A 22,768-nucleotide genomic window follows, 5' to 3' on the forward strand; every position below is an offset into this window, starting at 1 on the left:
TGAGCTTTCCTTTATTGTTGTGCGCGCGCTTCGCCGCCGATGAGCCGCTCGTACAGCACGCGATACGCGCCGACCATCCGCTCCTGCGTGTAGAAGCGTTCCACTCGCGCGATGCCTGCCGCCTGCGCCGCGTGCCAGTTGTTCTCGTCGAGCAGATCGAGCGCGGCGTCGGCGAGCGCGCGCGGATCGGCGATCTGCACGACGCGGCCCGCTGCGCCGAGCACGGCGTCTTCGCCGGGCAGGCCGTAGATCAGCTGACGGCAAGAGCCGACGTCCGTCGTCACCGAAGGCACGCCCGCCGCGAAGCCTTCGAGCACCACGAGCGGCAGCGCCTCGGAAATGGAACTGAGCACCAGCACGCCGCATTTCGGCAGCAGTTCCTCGATCTTCTGGAAGCCGAGAAACTTCACCTTGCCTTCGAGCCCGAGACTTTCGACGAGGCTGCGGCATTCCTTCGCGTATTCGACGTCTTCGTCCTCCGGTCCCGCAATCCACGCCTCCGCGAGCGGTTCCTTGCGCACCACGGTCAGCATCGCGCGAATGAAGGTCTTGATGTCCTTGATCGGCACCACGCGCCCGATCAGGCACAGCGTCTTCGGCACGCCGGGCGCGCGCTTCTCGCGCAGCGGCGCGAGTCGCGGGAGGTTGACGCCGTTCGGGATGCTCGCCGTCCTTTGCGCGGGCGCGCCGTCGGCCACTTGCCGCTGGCGATTGCCTTCGTAGAGCGCGATGATGTCGTCGGCGGCGTCGTAGCACACGCGCCCGAGCGTTTCGAAGAAGCGCACCCACAGATCGCGGAAGTAGCCGACTTGCGACACGTCGCGCTCGAAGATGCTGCGGTTGTCGCGTATCCACTGGCTCTGGAACAGGTCGATCTTGCGTTCCTTCGTATAGATGCCGTGCTCCGACACGAGCAGCGGCCGGCCCGTGCGATAGTGCGCGAGCGCGCCGAGAAAGCCCGCATAGCCGGTGGATACCGTGTGATAGACGCCCGCATCCGGCAGACTCTCGGCAATGCGCGCGAGCAGCCAGAGCGGCTTGTGCATCACGCGCACGGTCCAGAAATAATCGACGAACGAAGGGTCGGTGCATCGCTCTCGATACTGCTCCGTCACGTAGTTCCACGCCTCGCGCGAGTAGAGAAATTCGCTCTCGGAAAGACGGCCGTCCGGCGCGAGGTCTTCGAGCATGTCGCGCAGCATGGAGCCGGCCGCGGCGCGCATCGCGGGATTGCGCATCGCTTCGTGCAGATCCGCCGATTGCGCGAACGCCGCGCGATCGCCGCGACGCTTCGCCACTTCGGGGTTCGCGGCGAAGTCGTAGAGAAAGTGATTCTCCTGATGCACGACGTTCTCCGGCAGCGCGTACGAAGCCTTCGGATAATCCTGCGGACGGCTGCCGAGAAAGCATAGCGCGAAGCTCAGGTCCGGAAACGCGCGGATCATCTGATTCACCCAGCTCGACACGCCGCCGCTCACATACGGGAACGTGCCTTCGAGCAGCAGCACGACGTCGGCGCGCTGCGCCTTCGGCAGCGTCGTCGTCAGCGCGGGCCACGATGTGTGCGGGATATCGGCAAGGTTTGCGTTCATGAGACGCCTTTGCGCAGCGTGGCAAGCGAGCCGCGCCAGTAATCGAGTACGGGCTTCATGACGGGCAGAACCGCGGACGGGCTCATCTGTCCGAGAAGCGTCTTGACGCGGGCGAAGTCGCCGCGCAGATACGCGGCTTCGGCCAGATAAGGCAGCATGCGGTCGCGCGCGAAGCCGTGTTGAATCGCGCGTTCGAGCAGCATGTCGGCGGCGTCGAGATCGCCGCGATCGAGCGCGAGCCGTCCGCGCATGCGCCACAGCGCCGCGTCCGCCGGTTCGATATCGAGCGCGGCGGCGGCGTAGGCATCGGCCTGTTCCGCCGCGTTGCGGTACACGTCGCCCTGCACGAGATGCGCGTAGATCAATTCGCCATAAAGCTCCGCGAGCGTCTTGTTCACTTCGTAACGCTCGCGCGGCGTGAGCGGGTCAGACAGGCGAGGGCGTTGGGCGAGGATGCGCTGCGTGAGGCGCTTCTCCTGGCTGTCGAGCATGCCGTAGGCGAGCAGGCGAATATCGTCGAGCGGATCGGCGAGCATGCCGCGCAACAGCGGACTGATGGTGTGCGCCGGCATCGACTGCATGGCGAGCAGCGCCGTCATGCGCAGCGACGTCGCCGCTTCGGCGTTCTGCAACTCGGCCTTGAGGCGCGCGCCGCGTCCGTACGACACATGCGGAATCAGATGCGTCGCGAACTCCGGCTCTTCGATATAGGCGATGCCTTTCGCCGTCACGCGGCGCGGCAACGCGAGCGCGAGCACCATCGCGCCGACGGAGACCAGCGCGCCGCCCACCGGCACCGCGAACACGAAGAGCCACAGATAGCACCACGCGCCCTTCGAACGATAGCGCGCGGGCAGCGTTCGCCAGCACGCGAACGCGAGAAGCGTGGCCGCCACGGCCTGCGCGGCGAAGCAGGCGAGCAGCACGCCGGTCGGCGGCCCGGCGCGGGAGGCGAGCACGAACATGCCGATTTGCACGGCGACGCCGAGCAGCGCGGCCAGCCACGCCAGCCACGCTGTCGCGCGATGGATCGGGCGCTCACGCGTCGGCATGACAAAGCCGCAGGAACTGATGCAGCGCGTCGATCGGCGAATCGGCGGAAAGACGCATCGAATGCGTCGCGACGCCCGCCGATTCGAAGTCCGTGCCGAACTGCGCGCGCAGGTTCTCTTCGATGCGCAACAGATAGCCCGCGACCGCGCTTTCGCCGGAGAGCGGCATCAGCGTGAGCACGACGCGCTGTGTCGGCGTGACGATGGGCCACTGCGCATCCAGCGAGCGCCGCAGCCGCAGCACGTGTTCGTGCAGCGACACGCCGAATTCGCTCGCATCGAAGACGAGCGCGACGAGCGACGACTCCACGCCCGTATCGCGCAACAGGCGCACGAGGCGCGCGTAGTCGAGCGCGAAGTCGTACGGGCAGCGCGGGAACGCCTGCAACACCGAACGGCTGATCTCGGCGTGGCGCACGCTGTCCGCGTAATAGCCGCCGAGCACGAGCAGGAACTGAAGGTTGTCGCGCGTCATCGCGAGAAACGGCATGCGCTCGACGACGAGCAACGCAACGTGCCGGCCGCCTGCATCGACGAGCGGCGCGACGGCGCGGTATCGCGTGTTGGTTTCCGCGCCCGCGGCGCCCGATGCCGTGCTCGATTCCGGATGCGTGAGCGCGAGCGTTTCGCGCGCCTCGGCGACGAGCGGATCGGCGAGATCGAGCGTGAAAGGGTCGCCGACGCTCGCGACGGGCGTCGTCTGCACCGTGTTGCCGTTCCACACGAAGAGGCTCGCGGTTTCCAGCTGACACGCCTGCGCGGCCGTCTTCAGGAAGCGCGCCGCGCCGATAAGCGGGCCCTCGTCCTCGTCGTTGAGCGCGAGCGTGCGCAGGCGGGCGAGCGAATCGCGCAGCGTGGCGGGGCGCGCGAGCACGTCCTGTTCGAGCCGTTCATGCGACAGGCGCAGCAGGAACTGGTTCTTCGTGAGAATGGAAAGACGCTCGGCGAGATAGTCGTTGGCGATGCGCGCCTGCCGCTGACGGCCGATCCAGATGTCGCCGAACTGGCCGCATAGAAGCGTCAGCACGAATCCGCCGAAGAAGAAGCTGCCGGGAAAGACAGCGTGCGCGCGCGACGGACCGGCCGCGTCCGAGACATACCACGCAAGCAGCAGCATGAGCGCGCTCGCCATGCCGGCGAGCGTGCCGTAGCGCAGCGCGAAGACGACCGGCAGGAGCCACACCCAGCCGAAGCCCGTGCGCAACAGCAGCGGATCGGCGGGATCGACGAACCAGCAGACGCCTGCCATGAGAACAGTCGCGACGGCGACTTCCATCGCGATGAACGCCGCCCGCCTGCCCGAAATGCCCGAAGGCGCGATGACCCGCGCCCACGGCATGTCGCGCGAGACCGACTGCCCGCTTTGCGCCGCGCGTTGCCGTCGCGGGCGCGCCGCGCCGCCCGGCTTGGGCGATGCCTGCGGTTTGCCGTCCACGGTACCCATGGCGTTACTTCGTCAACGCGCCGAGCAGCTCTTTTTCGAGCTTCTGCGCGACGCCCGAGAGCGCGTCGCGGCTCCAGCCGGTGCGGCTGCCCGCCGCGCTCCAGACGACCTTGCCGCTTGCGACATCGACGACATCGAAGGTCAGGCCCACGGCGGGCTCGCCATCGACGCCGACCTTATAGCGCCATTCCGTCACCGTGCCGGTCAGCGCATAGCGCACGTTCTGCGAGCGCGCCCACGCGAGCGCTTTCGTGTCGATGCCGGGCTTGGCGGTATCGAAGAGCGTCTCCTCGTCGCCGGTATCCGGATAACGCGTGAGCGCGACGCCGCCCGACGTCAGCAGACTCTGCGCGATGGCCGACGCGCGCAGTCCCGCCTGCGGCGTTTCCGTGCGATTGGTGATCGGCAGCACGGTCCAGCTCGCGTTCTTGTCGAGCGCGGCGCTTGCGTTGTCGCTGCGATCCACCACCGCGCAGGCGTTCAACGCGAGCGCGACCCACAAGCTGCTCAATAGGCCCGCCCATCGTTCGAATTGTCGTGTCGTTTTCATATGTGCTCCGCTTGCCTCGTTTTTTCGATGCCGTGACGCGACCGCGCGGCTAATACAGCCAGCGATAGCGCACGCCGTACTCCGTGAAAGCCTGCGTGCGGCCGGACGTGACCCCGGCGTGCTCGTAATACATGGTCGCCTGATCGTTGCCGAAGACGCTGCCCGCCAGTCCCACGCGCACCTGCGCCGTCCAGCCCTGATTCGAATCGTGAATCGGCCCGGCGGCGAAGAACGGCCGCCACGCGCGCGTGTAGCCTTCTTCGAGATCGTCGCCGAACGAAAACAGCAGGCCTTCCTGCGTGAAGGTCTGCGGCATGAACTGCTGCGCGGTAAGCGGCGCGCCCGCCGGCAACAGACGCGCGAGTTGTCCGCCCGGATTGCCCGACGCGCTGTACTGCCCGTGCGTGAGCACAGCGCGAACGGTGTAGTCCGGATAATCGACGCGCAGCTTGTAGCCCGCGTTGAAATCCGCGACGGCGCCCGTGCCGAGGAACGACTTGTCCTGTCCGTAGAAGCGCGCATATTCCACGCGCCCGCCCGCGAACACATGCGGGTCCGGCCGATAATTCACGCCCACGCTCGCCAGATGCTTCACGCCGCCGACGATCAGCTGGCTCGTTTCAGTCGCCATCTGATTGAAGCCGAGCGCGTAGTTGAAGCTCAGGTTCTGCTGCTCGAAAAGCGTGCCGTCGAGGCGGAAGGTGGTGAAGTCGTCGAGCGCGTTGCGCCGGCCGATTCTCACGCGCTCGGTGTCGTCGAGGCCGAGATGCCGCCACGCGAGCGACAACTGGCGGTCGTGGCGCGGCACGTTCGGCAATGACGCGTCGCCGTGCTGATTGCGGTCTGCGTAATCGAGCGCGAGCGATTGCGTCGGAGACAGCCGCAAGCCCGCGCCGATGCCCGCCTCCGTGTACGACAGCCCGCCTTGCTCCACTACGCGAAAACGCGGCGCAATAGCCTGCGCGTTGCGCAGCAACTGTTCGCGCAGAATCTGATTGACGATTTCGTCGTCGGGCAGCGCGAACTGCTGCTCGTAGGCATGCGTCTGCACGTCGCCGAAACGTCCGGTCGTCGCTTCGGCGTCGAGGCGATTCTGGCGCGGAATCCAGTCGGCTTCGGTATCGAGCAGGCGATTCAGCGTCGCGCGGTCGTGCTCGGCCAGCGCGATGGTCACTTCCGCATACACGGGACGCGTCGCGCTGTCGATGTACTGGCGCAGGAGCCAGAGGCTTTCGGCATCGTAGGCGTCGTGCGATTGCAGCCAGCCGAGCGCGGCCTCGCGCGCCACCGCCGAGTACACGCGACGCCGCTTTTCTTCGCGATGCGCGACGCTTTGCATCGCGTCGTCAGTGAAGGCGAACGGCGGTTGCGCAGGTTCGTCGTCCGCACTGTCGCCAACATCAGCGCGCAGCAGTTCGATCAGCACTTGCCGCGACGCGTCGCCGCCCGCGAACTGGTCCGTGAGCCCGACCATGCGCGCGCGCAGGTCTTCGCGCTGCTCGTCGTCGAGCGTCACAGGCTGCTTGCCCTCCGCGCGCTGCGCCATCTGCTTCTTCCACACGGCGTTGCGCACGCGCCAGGCATCGTCGATGCGGCCGTTCAATTCCAGCGCGTCCGCATAGCCCAGCGCCCACAGCGGGTCGTCGCGGCGCGAGGCGGCTTCCTTGTGCATCATGTGCAGCGCGCCGCGCGCGTCGCCGAGGCGCAGATACGACGCCGCATACGGCGCCCAGAGCGTGCTGTCGCGCTCGGCATCGCGGGCGTGGCGGGCGAGCATCGCGCGCAGTTCCGCATTGCTTCCGCGTTCGTTGAGCGCCCAGATGAGCGCGGCGCGGGCCTCGTCGTCGCCCGGAGCAAGCGCGGCGGCAGCGCGCGTGTCGGCGAGCGCGCCGTCTGGATCGCCCGCGCGACGCAGGTATTGGGCGCGAGCGAGCAAAAAGCGCGGCGAGCGCTCGGCTGCGGCGAGCGAGGCCGGATCGAGCGAGGCGAGCAACGCGCGGATGCGGCCCGTCGCGCGCGCCCGCAGATAGTCGTAGACGGCGAGTTCGAGCAGGCGTTCGTTGCCCGTCTTGCGATACGCGAACTCCGCGATGCGGCCCGCTTCGAGCGGCTGATTGTCGTAGAGCGAAACCATGGCGGAGAGATCGTCGGGCGTCGCCACGCCCGCTTGCACGAGCTTGCCGTAGCCTTCGCGCGCCTTGCCGTCCTGCTGATCGACGGTGGCGAGCATCGCGTAAAAGCGCCAGAAGTCGGCATCCGGTGCGGGGGCGCGGCTCTTTGCCGAATCGAGGACGGCGAGGGAGCGGTCGAACTGCGTGCGCGTGTAGTACATCAGGCTCAGTTTCAGCGCGTACGCCGAATCGGGTCCGAACTCGCGCATCAGGCGCTCGTAGGTCGCGATGGCGAGGTCGTCGTCGCCCTTGCGTTCGGCGAGTCGGGCATAGCGTTCCAGCACTGGCCGGCGATAGGCGCCGTTCGCGCGGGTTTGCAGGAAGCGCAGGGCGGCGTCCGGATCGGCCTGCGCTTCGTACGCGCTCACCACGCGGTCGAGCCGCTTCATGTCGCCCGGCGCGCGGTCCGATTCGTGGATCGCGGCGGCGAGCATCGCGTCGTTGTCGCCGAGCGCGGGCGCGAGGCGCTGGACCTGCTTCCAGTCGCGCTCGCCGTTGCGCGCGCGGGCGAGCGCGAGATAGTTGGCGAGCGCGACATCGGGCGCGTGATTCCACTCGGCGACCTGCGCGAGCCGCTCCCGCCATTCGGTCGATGCCGGGTCGCGTTTCACTGCGTCCTGCGCGACGCGCTGGGCGCTCGCGAGATCGCCGTTGGCAAGGAACACTTTGAAGCCGAGTTCGTAGTCCGATGCTTCGATGGGCGCGGACGGTTCCTGATTCGCTACGCGGAGAATCGAGAAGGCGTCGCGGGCGCGGAGGACGGCGGGGATCGCGTGGGCGCGGCCGTTCATGCAGGCGCGTGTGCACAGAAACGGCGCTTGCGATACGGCAGTCTTGGGCTTCGTTGCGTTCGTCGTGTTTTTTGCTGCGCTTATCGCAGGCGCTGCGGTCGACACGTAGCTCGCGCGCAAGGCGCTCGCCTCGTTGGCCGCGTTCCCCACAGTTCCCACATTCAGCACGCTTGCCGCGTGCGCTACGCTCACTGCGGGCGAAGCGTTCGCCGCAAAGACTGCATTTTGCATGCTCTTCGCGTTCGCTGCGTTCGCTGCGTTCGCAGCGCTCATCGCGCTTTTCGCACTTCTTGCCTCCGCCGCGCTGACCACGCTCGCCTCGTTGGCCGCGTTCCCCACGGTTCCCGCGTTCAGCACGCTTCCCGCGTGCGCTGCGCTCACTGCGGGCGAAGCGTTCACCGCAAAGACTGCATTTTGCATGCTCTTCGCGTTCGCTGCGCTCGCTGCGTTTCTCGCGCTCGTCGCATCGGCCGCGTTGAGCCCGCTTCCCGCGTCTCCCGGACCTACCACGAGCAGAGCGTTCCCTGCATTTCCCACGCTCGTCCCGCTCCGCACGTTCCGCACGCCCTCGGCCAACCGCACCGCCTCGCGCCCCCGACCCCACCCCGCGAGCCTCGACACACCGTCGCGCCGCTCGCGCGACGACATGTCCAGCAGGCGTCGCGCGTAGCGGTCCGCGATATCGGGCCGGCCCGCCGAGAGCGCGAGCCGCGTCAGATAACGCAGCGTCTCGCGGTCGCGCGAGAGCGAACCGAGATGCGCGTCGGCAGCGGCCAACGCATCGGCGGGACGGTTGGCCGACTGCAACGCCTGCAACGCGGACAGGAATAGGCGTCGCTCGTCGTCGCGCGTTGCGGCGTGAGCCTGCGCCGCGAAGAACGCATCGGCGGCGCCCGCGTAGTCGCCCGCAGCGAGTTTCAGTTGCGCGCCTTGTGCGAGCCAGCGCGGCGCCTGCGCCGGCTCCATCCGCGCGAGCCGCTCGTAGTAGCGCCCGGCAAGCGCGCTGTCGTTCAACGCACGCGCCTTCTTCGCGAAGGTTTCCATCTGCGCGGCATCCCACGGCTTGTCGAGCGCATCGGCGAGCAGGGCGTCGAGTTCCGCAAGCCGCGCCGCCCGGTGCGGATCGCCCGGCTTGAGCGCATAAGCCTGCGTCTCGGCGAGGTCGATGCGCGTGCGCAACGCGCTCGACTGCGCCTGCGGATCGGACGAAACGGACAGACGGCGCAGCATTCTCTGCGCGTCCGCGATGCGCTGCGCTTTCAGATACTCCTGCGTCAGCTCGGTCAGGACTTCGGCATTGTCCGGCTCGATGCGCAGCCACGCTTCAAGATAAGCGACGGTCAGCGTGTCGACCTGACGGCCTTCGAGCAGCCGCTCTTCCAGCCGCTCGCGAGGAAACGCGAGCACGAGCATGAGCCCGACCAGCAGCCCGAAAGCCGCGACGACGAACGGCGAAAAAAGCCGCTGGCGGTCAGGTTGCGCAGACGACATCGACATGAACGGGATTCGTTGCGTGAGCAGAGCCGGACGGCGAATACACGCGCCGTCCCTGCGCCGTGCCGGGCGCGAGCGGGCGGCCATCCGCCTTCACGATGCAAGCGTTCGCGCGCGCCTCGCCGCCGATGGCGAAGCGCGGCGCGGCGTGCGACGCGAGATCGAACGAGAAGCCTCGCTCCGTGCGCGAGAAGTGATCGATCACGCCGTTGGCTTCCGCGAGATAGGGCAGCTTCGCGGCGCGCGCGGCATCGATTACGCGAAAGCGGGCGTCGGCGCCCGTCAGATGCACATACACGCCGCCCGGCCCCGGCAGATAGCCCGCCACGCCCTCGGCGCTCGCGAGATCGGGCGCGCGTCCTTCGGGCAGCCGCACGGTGCGCAGCGCGCCGCTGCCGTGAATGCGCCAGAAGTCGCCGTCGCGCGAAATGTTCATGCGCTCGAAGTCGAGCACCTTTTGCGCGTATTCGGATACGTAGACAGGCATCAGCGGTTGCGCGGACAGCGTGCGATACACGTCCGACAACGCCTTCACCGATGCGTACTTGGTGCCCGAGAACATGTGGTAATAGACATCGACCGGCTTGAAGCGGATAGGGTGCTCGGTCATGTCGAACGTTTCCAGCACGCGTTCGTAACCGTAGTACGGACCCTGCCAGAGCGCGGTGTACGCCTCCTCGTTTTGATTCGGCGCGAACACCTGAAAAAAGCCATTCTTGTCCACCCCGAGCGGCGCAATGGCGGCCCAGCTCGGATAGCGTTTCGTGATGAGCGTGTCGCCGCCGTTCATGTTGTAGACGCCCGCGTTGTCCGCCGCCTCGATGACCGGCGCGGGCACCTGACAGTCGCCGCTCCACAGCAGCACTTTCACGCGCTTGCCGGCGGGCGCGAGCCGGTCGATATAGCGGATCGACCCGCCGATCTCGCGGTCGGTGTCGTACCGGTAGCCGGGAATGTCGATGGACAGGCCGTTGTAGTTCGCGCGGCTGCCGCCCTCGGCCGTGTCGGTATCGCCGCCGGACTTGCCGAGGCCGGTCACGCGCATCCACTGCAACGGATGCGTGTACGTGTGGCTCGCCATCTCCACGTTCGGCAACGCGAAAATTTCCCGCGCGATCGCGCGCAGGCGCAGCGCATCTTTGGGGTACGGGCCATCGTCGGAGATCTCGCCTTCGATGACGGAGACGGTCGTTGGCAGGCCGAACTGACGGATGACATTGTAGAGCGCATCGCCGGAATACTGCGGCGGGGCGGATGTCGAGACTTTCATCGGCCCGCCGTTCACGGCGAATTCGGCGCGCGAGGCGAGGCCGTCGCCGTCGATATGCGTCATCAGAAGACGCCGGCCGTTCTCCGTCGTAGGATCGGGCGCGGGCATGTCGTCGGGCAGGCGCAGCGCCGCGCGAAAAAAGCGTATGGGTTGCAGCACCCAGCGCGCTTCGTTCGCCATCGGCATGTCGAACACGGCGAACGGGCGCATCGCGTAGCCGCCCCACGGCGTGATGGCGGCGGCGTCGATGGCGAAGTCGTTGCCCGCATCCGCCGACGCGAGCCTGAGCAGCGAATGGCTGCGCGGGCCGGCGCGCACATTCGTCGTGTCGTGCGGATCGGGCTGCGGCTTCATCTCGAAGCCCATCATCGACGCGTCCATCGATTCGACGCGCAAACGATTGCCCGGGCGGCCTGCGACGGGCACCAGATCGAGCTTCTGCGCGAGCGCGCCCTGAATGTCGATGCCGAATGTCGTCAGCATCGCGACCGGCACGTGATGATCGACCTGCGTTTCGAGCCAGTCGTGAAACGCCGCGGGATCCGGCGCGGGCGAGTCCAGCCACATGACGATGCCGGCGTACCGGCTCGACAAGTCGCCCTCGGGCAGCGGCTTCGCGATATCCGCGAACTCGACGCGGTAGCCGAGCCAGTTGAGCGGCATCGAAACGTAACGCACGCCGGCGGTCACGTTGAGGCTCGCACCAGGCTGCACGTTCTGCACGACGAGGATCGTGCGCGGCACGTCGCGCCGGGCGGCGGTATCGGATGCGGACAGCGAGGCGGAGAGCGGCGCGGCGCTTTCATTTGTCGCCGATGGCGCGCGCGCCGGGCCGGTGCCGACGGTCTGCAAAGCGCCGTCGGTGACATACGGAATGATGCCCTGCGCGCTGATGTTGCGGATCGCGTCGTTCGTGCAGGCGCGGTCCGCGGGCGGGCAGTAGTCGATGGAGAGCACCGGCAGGCCGTATCGCTCGCGCAGTGTCCGGGCTTGCGCCAGCAGCCAGTCGCGGTCCGCTTCGGGCACCGCGACGTAACGCTTTCTCGCCTGATTCCATCCGCGATACAGCGATTCGAAGGCGACCGCATAGGCCAGATCGTGCACGTCGGGCATCAGTTCGAAGCCGCGATTGAAGATGAGCCGCGCATCGGGATAACGCGTCTTCAGCGCGCGAATGACGGCGACGAGTCCCGCTTGCTGGCGGGAACGCTCGGCGTCGGTCGTGGCGATCGTCTGGTACGAGTCCAGAGTGTCGAGAAAAAACCCGCGATAGCCCTTGCCCCACAACGGCGCGATGACGTGCTGAACGAAGAACTGCGGCCATCCGGGCGCGGTCTGGTCGATGACGCGCGACGCCCACGCCGCATTGCTGCCCTTGAGCCACGCCGGCGGCATGTCCTTGAAGTACGCGCGCGAGGGCGTCACTTCGCCCACGCTCACGTAGGCGAGCCACTTCGACGAGCCGGAAGCCGGCGCATGCGCAACGGGATCGAAGCCGGTGTCCGGTTCGACGACGACGTGATCGAACGAAGCGAGCTGCCCGACCGGCACCGGCGCGCCATAAAACAGCGCGATCGACGGCTGCGGGGAAGGCGGGGAAGGCAGGGAAGGCAGGGCAATAGCGTCATCCGCGCGCGCGCAGGCGAACGTCAACGAGGCGGCTACGAGTGCCGCCATCTTGCGCCAGAGGCCGCGTCGCACACCAATGCTTGCCTCGCGCATTATGCAGGGCAGACGCCGGCCCGGTCGGCGGCGGCGCCTTCTATTGCAACGGGCTCGGAGTGAATGTGCGTTGGTTTCATATCGCTCGGGCCTTCACGGTCTGCATGGAGTCCTGTTCAATGTGTCACGTGGGCGGCGCACTGTAAGCACGGTCGGCGTCGCACAGATATCGCAGTAACGGGGCGAGTTTTTCCGCGTCCGTCGGCTTGGCGCAGTAGGCATCGAAACCGGCTTGCCTTGCTGCCTGGAGATCGCCGGGTGTCGAAAGCGCCGAATGGCCCACGAGTACCGGTTGCGTGAGCGTGGTCGATGCGCGCAGGCAGGCGGCGACCTGCAACCCCGACCAATCCGGCATCCAGATATCCAGCAGCACGATATCGGGCCGCCAGCGTTCCGACGCCTCGATGGCCTGCCGGCCACTATAAACGACTTGGGTCGGAAAGCCATCGACGGCGAGCACCATCCCGATGGCGTCGGCCGTATCGACATAGTCGTCGACCACAAGCACGCGCGGCATCCCGCCGTGGCATCGGCGGCGTGTCCAGATCGCACACTTGGGAGAAACTTCAAAATCATCGCGCATTACGCCGCGCCCCATATGTGCGAAAGCCGCGTCTGTCGGGCACGCGGCTCGTTGTTCAAACCCGCATGGCTGCGGGGCTGCGGCTAGCGCTGGTCCTTCTTGACGTCTTCCTTCACGTCGCCGTACTGCTTGCGGGCTTCGCCTACGCCCTGCTGCACCTGACCCTTCACTTCCTGGCTGGTGTCGCCTGTCATGTTGCCGACGGCTTCGTTGACGTTCCCCTTCACCTTCTCGGCAGTACCCTTGACCTGGTCCTTGTTCATGGTGTTTCTCCTATCGGTTACGTGGGGGTGACCACGCTTTTGTATGAGCAAGGATCGGGCCTGTTATTCGTGATGCGCAAAAGCCCGAGTATTACGGGGTTACGGACCGTCGAAGCCGGTGGACCCAGCGCTTTTCATGGCGAATCCGGGCAATTCTTGCAAGCAAGCGCCTGGCGCTCGCGCGCGCGGAGCGTTGGACTTATCGCCCCGGCCGGAGCCGGTGGACGACATCCGCGAGGGCCTGCAAATTGAACGGCTTCGCAAGACATGTGTCGCATCCGGCCTCTTGCGCGAGCGCTTCTTCCTGCGTGATGGGACGGCCGGTCAGCGCCGCAATGGGGATCGCCGCGCACAAGGGCAGCTTCCTGAGCGCGCTGACGAGCCGATAGCCGTCCATGTCCGGCAGGCCGACATCGGTAACGACGAGATCGAACTGCATCTCCGACGCCTTCTGTAGCGCATCCGCCGCGTTCGCCGACGAAACGACGTGCGCGTCGTAGAGCGCCAGAAGGTCGACCATGGCGGTCAGCGACTCTTCCGAGTCCTCGATAAGCAGAATGCGCAAGTTCTTGAACACGGAGAGATCGGCGGGCATGTCGCCGGCCTGCCGCACGCGCTCCTCGGCATCGCGGCGCACGATGTCGAACAGGTTCGTCACGCGCGTGTTCCGGACGCTTTCGGTGAACGTGTCGGCGCGCGCTGAGCGATGCACGATGGTGCCGTCGGCGCGGATCACGACGACGGCGGGGCCGAACATGTCGAGCGCGCGCGCCTGGCTGGACAGGCGCGGATCGACGCGGCGCGCGTCCGTCGCATCGTGGAAGAAGGTCTGATCGCGGAAAGCGTGGCCCTCGCTTTCATCCTTCTCGGCGAGTAGTCCGCTCGTGGCCGTGGCGACCGGCTCGGCCGCGGTGGGCCGCGCGCGGTAGATTCGCCTTTGCTTGTCGACGGGGCGGAACAGTTCCTGAGCGAAGTCGGCCGATTCGGCGGTGCCGAGAAAGAGGACGCCTTCATGCGGACGCAACGCGTAGAAGAAGGTGTCGAGCACCTGCTTTTGCGCGCGGCGTTCCATATAGATGAGCACGTTGCGGCACGAGATCAGATCGATGCGCGAGAACGGCGGATCGCGCAACGGGTTGTGAACGGCGAAGATCACCGTATCGCGTAGCGACTTCGCGAGCCGGTAGCGGTTGCCGTCTCGCGTGAAATACTGACTGAGGCGGGCAGGGCCGACGTCGTTCTCGATGGCGAGCGGGTAGCTTGCCGAACGGGCGACCGCAATGGCGCGCTCGTCGATGTCGCTTGCATAGACGGTCACCTGAACGCGATGCGGCAAACGGCGGACGGCTTCGTCGAGGAGAATCGCGATCGAGAAAGCCTCTTCGCCGGTCGCGCACGCCGGAACCCACGCGCGCACCTTGTCGCGGCCGTGAAGCGTGTGCATCAGGTCGGGAATGATCGTGTTTTCGAGCGAGGCGAAGGCGTCCGCGTCGCGAAAGAAATTCGTGACGCCGATGAGGAGGTCGGCAAGCAGCTTGGGCGTTTCTTCGCTATGCCGCGCAAGATAGTCGCGATACGCGGCCGCGGTCGCGAGTCCGTTCACCTGCATGCGGCGCTCGATGCGTCGCACGATGGTGCCGCGCTTGTAGCTCGCGAAATCATGCCGGGTCCGCGCGCGCAGCAGGTCGAGCACGTCGTTGAAGGCGTCGAACCGCGCGTCCGGCATGAGGTCGTCGTGCGCGGACTCGTCGTCGGACGGCGCGGGCAGCTCGATCTTCTTCGCGTTCAGCGAAAGCGCGAGCACCTTCGGGATGATTTCATCGAGCGGCAGGACGAGGTCGACATCGCCTGTGCCGATCGCGCTGCGAGGCATTTCGCCGTACTCCGCCTCATCCGGTTGCTGCGCGATGGTGACGCCGCCCCGCTCGCGCACGCGCGAGATGCCGACCGAGCCGTCCGCGCCCGATCCGGAGAGCACGACCGCGAACGCGCGCGAGCCGTGTGCGTCGGCCAGGCTGCGGAAGAAGACGTCGATGGACGTCGGCGGCGTGCGGGGCAGGTCCGGCTCGCTGAGGCGCAGGTGGCCGTCGATCATCGAAAGAAACTTGCCGGGCGGGATGACATAGACCGTGTCCGGCTCCAGAAGAACCGGTTGGTTCACCTGGCGCACGCGCAAGGGCGTCACGCGCTGAATGACTTCGTGCGCATGGCTCGCATGATTCGGCGACAGATGCAGCACGACCACGAAGGCCACGCCGGGCGACGCGGGCGCTGCCTCGAATAGCCGCAAAAGCGCCTGAACGCCACCGGCCGACGCGCCGATTCCCACAACCGAGAAGTCGGGGCCCGAGCCTTTCGGGTGGTCTCTTGCCTTTGCTTCCATGGTCTGGCCTCCGCGCTGACCGGGGACCGGCGGGCTTCGTTACTGTGCTATGTATGAGGCGGATACGCAACGACATTGCGTGAAGCGGACGTGGGACGGCGTGCGAATTCAGTGCTTCGCGCTCAGTTGCAGCCGGTGAGGGGCGAAGTGATCAGGCGATGGGCGTGGAAGGGGCGGTCATGCATCGCATGGCGATGACACGTTCTGTGCTGTCGAGGGAGCGTCGACCATGTTGTCATTGTGGGCATGTTCCGCGCAGTCTGCGCTGCGCTGAAATGGATCTCGATGCGCCCGTATGGCCGCCTGGCGGCCTCGGCACGGCGCGTGGAGTCGGGCGGTTTGTGAGCGCCCCTGTAGGCCCGTGCCGGTCGCTAGTCGCAGGTCTTTACGACTCTGCATGCCGCTGGCCTGCGCGCGTCGATGCTGCGCTCCCGCCCGATACAGCGAACCGCTGCGCCGCGGATATCGCCAGCGCAGGCGGCTCGCGGCTTCCGGTTATTGCGTCGTCGTGGCCGAGCCGGTCGAGCCGCTCGACCCCGTGGAGCCATCGCCCGAGACGTTCGCTTTCTTGCTCTTCGAGTGCTTGCGCGTAGCATGCTTGCCCGTCGGGCCGGCCGGCGAGCCGGTTTCGCCGTTGCCGTTCGGGGTGCCGACGCCGACGCCGCCCTGGCCCGCGCCGTTGCCGCCCGGCAGGCCGCCGCCCGAACCTTGCGCGAACGCGCCGCTCGATACGGCCAGCACCAGTGCGGAAACGAGAATGCTCATCTTTGCCGTCTTCATAGGTCCTCTCGGAAATAGGATGGTCACCCGCAAGAAGTCATGCAGGCCGGTGCCGTGTAACGCAATCTTCATGCCGCAGCGCGGCGGCCTGCGCGTCGCGCCGCGCCGGTCGGCGAAGACGCGCTATCGGCTTGCCCATTCGCTCGCGGTCTCGGCCGCGAAGTCGCGATACGACCGCGGCGCACGCCCGAGAAGCGACGTCATGCGCTCGATCTGTGGCGGCGTCGCGACCGCGCCGTCCTCCAGATAACGCTGCATCATGAGACGCATGTCGAGGGCGAGCCACGCGGGCGCTGCGCCCTTGAGCCGGGCTTCGAGCGCGTCGATGTCGTCGCCGCCGTAGCGAATGGGCCGCGCGAGCGCGTCGCCCCAGGCGGCCGTGACGAAGTCCGCGTTCACCGAGTCCGGGCCGACGAGTTCGTATAGCTCGCGCGGCAGCGGCTCGCTCGCCGCTTCGCGACGCAATAACTCGCGCGCCGCGGCATCGCCGATGTCGCGCACATCGACCATCGAAATGCCTTTCGCGCCGATGGGCATGGCGTAGACGCCTTGCGTCAAGAGCGGCTCTTTCTGCCGAACGTCGTTCTGCATGAAGTACGCGGGCCGCAGAATGGTCGCAGGCAGGCCGGACTGCTCGATCATCCTTTCCGCCGCGAACTTGCTGGTGAAGTGGGGCACGTCCGCGTACTCCATCGCCTTGAATACCGACAAATAGACGATGCCCTTCACGCCCGTATCGCGCGCGATGCACAGCGCCTGAATGGCTTGCGTCAATTCGTCGGGCGCGTTCGGCGCAAGCAGAAACAGCGTGCTCACGTCTTTCAGCGCGTCGCGCAAGCCGTCGATGTCGGACAGCTCGCCACGCACAGCCACGACGCCTTCGGGCAACTGCGCCTTCTCGGGCGTACGCGTCAATGCGCGCACTTGCGCGCCGCTCGCCTTGAGATGATCGAGTATCTGACTGCCGACGACGCCGGTGCTGCCTGTGACGAGAATGGTCATGTTCGGTTTCCGTGAAGGGGTCGAGGAACGCCCATGTGTTGTCCGGCGGGCGCAGGCCATGATCGTCGCCGATCAGAAGGACGATGGTATGACAAGCAGCATGCGCGATGTCAGGCTCGATAGTATGTCGGGCCGCGTGAGTTCGTGCTGGACGCGCAGGGGAGGGCGGGGCAGGAGAGCGTGATTGCGGGGAATCGGGAAGGGCAATGCTGGCGGCAGATTCCGCGCCTGGGCGGATAACGCGCGATAGTCGCAGCAGCGCGCACGCTACCGCGACCATCGCCCTTTCATGCGCGTCAATCGCCTCGGTCACCGTTGCGGTCGCCGTTGCCGCGCAACAGCAAGGACAGGTCGATGGCGTTGGCCATCGCGACATAGCCGGCGTCGTTCGGATGCAGATGGTCACCGCTGTCGTACACGGCCTGCATGTCGTTGGGATGCGCCGGATCGCGCAGCACCGCATCGAAATCGACCACTGCGTCGAAGGCCCCGCTCGTGCGAATCCAGTGGTTCACCGCATGACGGATGGCTTCTTTTTGCGGCGTCCAGTAGCCTTCGTTGGCGGTGCCCTGAAGCGCATTGCGAAAGGGCGTCAGCGTGCCGCCGATGATCTTGATGCCGCGCAGATGCGTACGCGCGATGATCTGCCGGTAGCCGTCGATAATCTCTTCCGCCGACACGACGCGCCCGGACGGGTCCAGCGCGGTGTTCGGCCAGCCGATGTCGTTGATGCCTTCGAGGAACACGACCCATTTGACGTCCGACTGACTCAGCACGTCGCGGTCGTACCGCGCGAGCGCGCTCACGCCCGCGCCGTCGCTCACCACGCGATTGCCGCTGATGCCCTGGTTCAGCACCGCGTAGCCGCGCCGCGGCCCCGCGCTGTTGAGGCGCGCGGAGAGATTGTCGGGCCAGCGGCGGTTCGCATCGACCGTCGACGCATAGCCGTCCGTGATCGAATCGCCGAAGGTGACGACCGCGCGCGTCGGGCGATCCGTATCGGTTAGGATCGCAGATAAAAAGAAGCGATTGGTGTACTTGTGAGGAGACGGCTGGTCGGGCGCGGCGGTGTTGTCGCCGCTCGACACATAAGCGTTTTGCACCGCGAGCTGATGCACGGTATAGGCGGGCGTGGCGTCGGGAAGGAAGAAGCTGATCGCGACATCCGACAAGGGCGCGAGTCGCATCTCGATGGGATCGCTCAGAATCGGCGCGCCCGCATACAGCGTCACCGTGGTCTTGCCGCCGAACGTCAGCGTGCGGTCGGTGTTGGGCGCGATCTTCGCGCCGCCCGCCGCTAGCGCGATATGAACCGGTCCCACGGTCACGGGCGCGGTCCCGAACTCGTTGGTGAGCCTCACGCGCACGTGATCGCCGCCGACGCTCACATGCTCGATCTGACGAATGGTCGTCGCGGCGGGGAAGTTCTGCGGCGTCGTGATGTTGTTGTTGCGATCGGGACTGGCGGTCCAGGTAGCGACCCATCCATCTCGTGCTTCGGCATCCGGTCTGTCCGCCGACGCCAGTGGCGCGACGAGCATCAACAAGGTCGCACTGCATGCAGCCAGCGCACGGCTAGAGGCCCGTGTAAAGAATCTGTCTACCATGTGTCCCTCCAAGTTCGCTTATGTTAATTACATCAGGAAAACGAAATAAATATGGACGACACATCGGCCGATGTCACTATCGTTTACCCGCGAAGGCTGTGGGCTTGAGCGCGGACGCGAGAGATGAACAGCCAGTTCGTGGGGCTGCTTTTTTCGGGCTCGGTTTTTGACGCGGCCATGCGCATTGGGGAGCCGATGAAGACCGCTAGCGGGAAGGGGCTTTCGGTTGCGAGTCGCATGCTTAAGCGATGCGCTCGCCGCTAATCATTCTTGGCGCGTAACGTTGCCGCCACTTGCGACCGTGCCTGAACTGAGCACGCTGGCCGGAAAAACGCTGCTACTATCGGCGTGGTCGATCAACGTGTTGAAGTGCCGTCGACTCAGCGTGCCTCCGAACGCGGGTTCGGTGTTCTTCCAAGGGCAGTCGCAGCATTCAGTTGTAGTCTGCGTTCGCGTTCGAGGTCGGGAACGCCTTGAACGTGGAGCTTGAGTAGAAGATGCCGGCCTGGTGCGGGCATCGTCATTGAGATGTCCGAGTCGTATTCAAGGTCTGCGTTCCTAGACACCCTCGTCTGACGATGAACTTATGCCAGAACGCGACACTTTGATCTAGGGCCTACAGCCAGTGCGACGTTAATAAACCTTATGTCAACTAGCTATGCCGATGGCGGAACGTGGTTCGGGCCTCGGCTGGTTGTCCCTTCTCGCGGCTTCGCACTGGCTGACCGGTGTTTGTATCGCTCACGCAGCAAATGCAAGGCTTACATTACCAATCGCATACGACCGCATTCAGCGAGAGCACATTGCGCACGGAAGCTACGCCGAACGCCACGCCCTCTACGACATCCATCATCGCTCCAGGCGCACTCGCACAGGCTGACCACCGACCCATCCCTCGCTCGGCCGAAGTAACGCCCCTCTGTCCACGCGACGTCCAGCCAAACGTATGGCTTCCGTAATCCATTCAACGCCGAAATCCCACAATCGCAAGCTTTGTCACTTCCTTGTAATCCGGCGTCTTTAGCCTCGCTCCTCTAAACGATGTCTAAGACTAACGGAGCGAATCGAATGGCGAGCCTGCGTTTCTGGTCAATGGCCCTGGTGGGCAGTGTGTCTCTACTCGGTTGCGGCGGTCACGACGCGTCGCATCCGAACCCTCAGCAGGCAACGCGCACCGTCATCATGGTGTGGGATGGACTGCGCCCCGACTCGGTCACCCAGGCCGATACGCCGAATCTCTATGCGCTCCGTCAGGCCGGCGTCAACTTCACCGACAATCACTCGACGTATCCGACCTTCACGATGATGAACGGCTCGTCGTTTGCGACGGGCTCGTTTCCGAAGACGAGCGGCTTCTACGGCAACACGTTCTGGACGCCGCCGCAAGGCGCGACGAACACCATTCCCGTCGGCAAGTCGGCTACGGGCGGGGCTCAGGATTATGTCGATCCGGTGTTCACCGAGGACTATCAAGTCCTGACCACGCTCAATAACTATTACGGCGGCCAGCTGTTGCTCGTCAAAAGCCTGTTCGCCACCGCGCAAGCTGCCGGCATGGTGACGGCCGCCATCGGCAAATCCGGCGCGGCATACATCCAGAATTTGAATCAGGGCGGCTACTTCCTCGACGAAAACACCGTGCAGCCGCGCAGCCTCGTGTCCGAACTCCAGGCCGCGAACATCGCCGTGCCGAAGAACACCGTGTTCGGCTATTCCGGCAACGACGCGGTCACGCTCGCTTCCACCAACGGCGATCCGACCGCGCGCGCCGGCTACGTCACGTTCAACACGACGGCCTACGATCCTGCGGCCAAGCTCACGGTCGCCGCGCGCGACAGCGCCGACACGACGCAGGGCGCGCCGGAAGACGCGGCCAACAAGTACATGATGTCCGTCTTCACGCAATACATCCTGCCGAAGAAGCAGCCCATGCTGTCGCTCATCTGGTTCCGCACGCCGGATAACGTCGAGCACGGCTATGGTCCCGGCACGTCGAACATGAAGGCCGGCCTGCGTTCGCAAGACGCGCGACTCGGCGAGCTGATCGCAGGCCTGAAAGCCAACAATCTCTACGAGACCACCAATATCGTCGTCGTGTCGGACCACGGGCATTCGACCGTGTCGGGTCCGCTCGCGCTATATCCGCTGCGCGCGATCACGCCGTCCGCGACGCCGCCTTCGGGCAGCCCCGTCAACGGCTCGACGAGCGGCAGCGACGCCGCCGCGCTCGGCGCCGTCAACGCCAACGGCTACTCGTTCTCCGGCGACGTGCGCTCGGCCGACCTTCTCACCTTCCGCGGCTTCAACGCCTACGACGGTTCCGCCTGCGTCACCTCGGCCATGTACGGTCTGACGGCGAACGGCACGGCCACCGTGCCCGTGAAGAACGACACGACCGGCACGCTGTGCGGCGCGGCCAACACGAAATATCAGGCGATCAGCGCGAGCCTGCCCGCGCCCGTCGCCAGCTTCAAGGTCCCGGCGGTCGGCAGCTTGCCGGCGAACGGCATCGTCATTGCGGCGAACGGCGGCTCCGACTACTTCTACGTGCCGGGCCACGATCCCGCCACCATCCGCAAGCTCGTGCAAGTGCTGCAACAGCGCGAAGAGTTCGGCGCGATCTTCGTCGATAGCCGCTACGGCAACCTGCCGGGCACCCTGCCGATGTCGATGGTGAACCTGGAGAACGCCCAGCGCCAGAACAACGGCCAGCCGGACGTGGTCGCGAGCTTCACATGGGACGACCAGACGAGCGTCCAGGGCATGCCGGGCATCGAGTTCGAAAGCGTGGGCGGACAGCGCGGCATGCACGGCAGCTTCGGCATCAACGACGTGCACAACACGCTGATCGCGAACGGTCCGTCGTTCAAGCCGTCGACGGTCGTCAGCACGCCGACCGGCAACGTCGATGTCGCGCCGACGGTCGCGTATCTGCTCGGCCTTTCGATGCCGCAGGCGGACGGGCGCATCATCAACGAATCGCTCAAGAATGCCGCGAGCAGCGCGACGCCGAGCGTGGCGGCGTCGGTGGTCGCGCCGCCTTCGGTCGCCACGGGCTTGCGCTTCGAGCTGCCCACGGACCCGACCGGCGCCACCGCCGACACGTCTCTTGCACAGGGCACCTACACGATCAACCTCGCGGTCAAGGACCTGACCGTGGACAACAAGACTTATCGCTACTTCGACTATGCCAAGGCCATTCGCCATTAAGCGCGGCCGCGCGGCGATGCTCGCATCGCTGTGCGGCGCGTTTCTGATCTGTTTTCCCGCGCACGGCTCGCCGAAAAAGGCGCATGCGCCGACGTTCGAGTCCGCGTTTTCCGCGCAAGGCGAGCCGCCGACGCTCCACTTCACGGCGAAGTATTCGGCGCGCGATGGGCTTCACACGATGCAGGTGTGGCGCGATGGCGAGTCGCGCCTGCGCCGCCGCACCGACGATGCCGTCGACACGTACGTCATTCGCGACGCGTCGGATCCGAACGATTATCAGATGATCGTCGTCGACTACGACAAGCGCATCACGACGCGCATCGACCGGAACAACCTCGTGCGTCTGGGGCGCTTTTCGGACTGGTTCGATCTCTCGCACGGATTGCGGCATCCGGTCGGCGCGTACCGCATCGTGCCGGCCGAGGCGCCGCCGGACACCGACGCGCCCTTGTCGAGCTGCCGGTGGTATGGGATCGAGCAGGCGGGCGAGACGCATCGCGTCTGCTGGAGCGAAAAGGACCGCTTGCCGCTCGTGATCTGGTCCCCATCGCAAGGCGTCGTGTGGCGCGTGACGGCGGTCGACCGTGAACGCCTGCCGCACGATACCTTCCAATTACACGATGCCGGCTTCGTGCGCAATGATGCGAACGCCGAGCTTGACAACGACTGAACGCGCCTAAGGCCCGCCGCTCAATAGAACCAATACAAGCGCAGAGCGGGCCGGCGCGCTTCTCACCTCCCAGTCAGCGTGGGATTTCTTGAAGCGCACACGGACAAAGTGTTGCGCGAGAGCCGCGGCGCACTGCCGCGACCGCAGCGGTCCGATTGCGCCCTCCTCCGGCTCTTTCCTACAA

General features: G+C 66.0%; 14 protein-coding genes. 2 read left to right on the forward strand and 12 right to left on the reverse strand.

Annotated features, from left to right (window positions below; genetic code table 11):
* Nucleotides 1-11: 11 nt before the first annotated feature.
* From pelF to NCR37_RS21955, 12 genes are all read right to left on the reverse strand, one after another.
* Nucleotides 12-1,592: a GT4 family glycosyltransferase PelF gene (pelF, locus tag NCR37_RS21900; protein ID WP_250474918.1), complete on the reverse strand. Its 1,581-nt coding sequence runs from the start codon at nucleotides 1,590-1,592 to the stop codon at nucleotides 12-14.
* On the reverse strand, nucleotides 1,589-2,644 hold the full coding sequence (locus NCR37_RS21905) for a tetratricopeptide repeat protein (protein WP_250474919.1): 1,056 nt from the start codon (nucleotides 2,642-2,644) through the stop codon (nucleotides 1,589-1,591). The genes pelF and NCR37_RS21905 overlap by 4 nt, the downstream gene beginning before the upstream one ends.
* Complete coding sequence (locus NCR37_RS21910) at nucleotides 2,631-4,088, reverse strand: PelD GGDEF domain-containing protein (RefSeq protein ID WP_250474920.1); 1,458 nt, start codon at nucleotides 4,086-4,088, stop codon at nucleotides 2,631-2,633. The genes NCR37_RS21905 and NCR37_RS21910 overlap by 14 nt, the downstream gene beginning before the upstream one ends.
* 4 nt (nucleotides 4,089-4,092) lie before the next feature.
* The gene (locus NCR37_RS21915; RefSeq protein ID WP_250474921.1) at nucleotides 4,093-4,638 is read right to left on the reverse strand and encodes a penicillin-binding protein activator LpoB; all 546 of its coding nucleotides are present in this window, start codon (nucleotides 4,636-4,638) and stop codon (nucleotides 4,093-4,095) included.
* A 49-nt stretch (nucleotides 4,639-4,687) separates the two neighbouring features.
* Complete coding sequence (locus NCR37_RS21920) at nucleotides 4,688-9,097, reverse strand: tetratricopeptide repeat protein (protein ID WP_250474922.1); 4,410 nt, start codon at nucleotides 9,095-9,097, stop codon at nucleotides 4,688-4,690.
* Nucleotides 9,072-12,041, reverse strand: a complete 2,970-nt coding sequence (locus NCR37_RS21925) for a bifunctional glycoside hydrolase/polysaccharide deacetylase family protein (protein WP_250474923.1) — start codon at nucleotides 12,039-12,041, stop codon at nucleotides 9,072-9,074. Before NCR37_RS21925 ends, NCR37_RS21920 begins: the two co-directional genes overlap by 26 nt.
* Before the next feature lie 169 nt (nucleotides 12,042-12,210).
* Nucleotides 12,211-12,669, reverse strand: a complete 459-nt coding sequence (locus tag NCR37_RS21930; protein ID WP_250474924.1) for a response regulator — start codon at nucleotides 12,667-12,669, stop codon at nucleotides 12,211-12,213.
* An 83-nt stretch (nucleotides 12,670-12,752) separates the two neighbouring features.
* Nucleotides 12,753-12,932, reverse strand: a complete 180-nt coding sequence (locus NCR37_RS21935; RefSeq protein WP_159834173.1) for a CsbD family protein — start codon at nucleotides 12,930-12,932, stop codon at nucleotides 12,753-12,755.
* Nucleotides 12,933-13,131: 199 nt separating this feature from the next.
* Nucleotides 13,132-15,315 carry a chemotaxis protein CheB gene (locus NCR37_RS21940; protein WP_250474925.1) on the reverse strand — a complete coding sequence of 728 codons (2,184 nt, stop codon included), beginning with the start codon at nucleotides 15,313-15,315 and terminating at the stop codon, nucleotides 13,132-13,134.
* Nucleotides 15,316-15,810: 495 nt separating this feature from the next.
* A complete protein-coding gene (locus NCR37_RS21945) occupies nucleotides 15,811-16,095 on the reverse strand; it encodes a hypothetical protein (protein WP_250474926.1) in 285 nt (94 codons plus the stop codon).
* 123 nt (nucleotides 16,096-16,218) lie between these two features.
* Nucleotides 16,219-17,097, reverse strand: a complete 879-nt coding sequence (locus tag NCR37_RS21950) for an SDR family oxidoreductase (protein WP_250474927.1) — start codon at nucleotides 17,095-17,097, stop codon at nucleotides 16,219-16,221.
* Between the two features lie 296 nt (nucleotides 17,098-17,393).
* Entirely contained in the window at nucleotides 17,394-18,638 is a 1,245-nt protein-coding gene (locus NCR37_RS21955) for an SGNH/GDSL hydrolase family protein (RefSeq protein ID WP_250474966.1), read from the reverse strand.
* A 1,176-nt stretch (nucleotides 18,639-19,814) separates the two neighbouring features.
* Between NCR37_RS21955 and NCR37_RS21960 the strand changes: the two genes are divergently transcribed.
* Nucleotides 19,815-21,914, forward strand: coding sequence for an alkaline phosphatase family protein (locus NCR37_RS21960; RefSeq protein ID WP_250474928.1), 2,100 nt, complete (start codon nucleotides 19,815-19,817; stop codon nucleotides 21,912-21,914).
* A gap of 16 nt (nucleotides 21,915-21,930) precedes the next feature.
* A complete protein-coding gene (locus NCR37_RS21965) occupies nucleotides 21,931-22,584 on the forward strand; it encodes a hypothetical protein (protein WP_250474929.1) in 654 nt (217 codons plus the stop codon).
* The last annotated feature ends 184 nt before the right edge of the window (nucleotides 22,585-22,768 follow it).

It is taken from the genome of Caballeronia sp. GAFFF1, from assembly GCF_023630705.1.
Lineage (GTDB): Bacteria > Pseudomonadota > Gammaproteobacteria > Burkholderiales > Burkholderiaceae > Caballeronia.

Bases quoted from the DNA above. Each gene is read 5' to 3' on its own strand.
- pelF (WP_250474918.1), bottom strand. From the start codon at position 1,592: ATGAACGCAAACCTTGCCGATATCCCGCACACATCGTGGCCCGCGCTG.
- NCR37_RS21905 (WP_250474919.1), bottom strand. From the start codon at position 2,644: ATGCCGACGCGTGAGCGCCCGATCCATCGCGCGACAGCGTGGCTGGCG.
- NCR37_RS21910 (WP_250474920.1), bottom strand. From the start codon at position 4,088: ATGGGTACCGTGGACGGCAAACCGCAGGCATCGCCCAAGCCGGGCGGC.
- NCR37_RS21915 (WP_250474921.1), bottom strand. From the start codon at position 4,638: ATGAAAACGACACGACAATTCGAACGATGGGCGGGCCTATTGAGCAGC.
- NCR37_RS21920 (WP_250474922.1), bottom strand. From the start codon at position 9,097: ATGTCGATGTCGTCTGCGCAACCTGACCGCCAGCGGCTTTTTTCGCCG.
- NCR37_RS21925 (WP_250474923.1), bottom strand. From the start codon at position 12,041: ATGGCGGCACTCGTAGCCGCCTCGTTGACGTTCGCCTGCGCGCGCGCG.
- NCR37_RS21930 (WP_250474924.1), bottom strand. From the start codon at position 12,669: ATGCGCGATGATTTTGAAGTTTCTCCCAAGTGTGCGATCTGGACACGC.
- NCR37_RS21935 (WP_159834173.1), bottom strand. From the start codon at position 12,932: ATGAACAAGGACCAGGTCAAGGGTACTGCCGAGAAGGTGAAGGGGAAC.
- NCR37_RS21940 (WP_250474925.1), bottom strand. From the start codon at position 15,315: ATGGAAGCAAAGGCAAGAGACCACCCGAAAGGCTCGGGCCCCGACTTC.
- NCR37_RS21945 (WP_250474926.1), bottom strand. From the start codon at position 16,095: ATGAAGACGGCAAAGATGAGCATTCTCGTTTCCGCACTGGTGCTGGCC.
- NCR37_RS21950 (WP_250474927.1), bottom strand. From the start codon at position 17,097: ATGACCATTCTCGTCACAGGCAGCACCGGCGTCGTCGGCAGTCAGATA.
- NCR37_RS21955 (WP_250474966.1), bottom strand. From the start codon at position 18,638: ATGCTCGTCGCGCCACTGGCGTCGGCGGACAGACCGGATGCCGAAGCA.
- NCR37_RS21965 (WP_250474929.1), top strand. From the start codon at position 21,931: ATGCTCGCATCGCTGTGCGGCGCGTTTCTGATCTGTTTTCCCGCGCAC.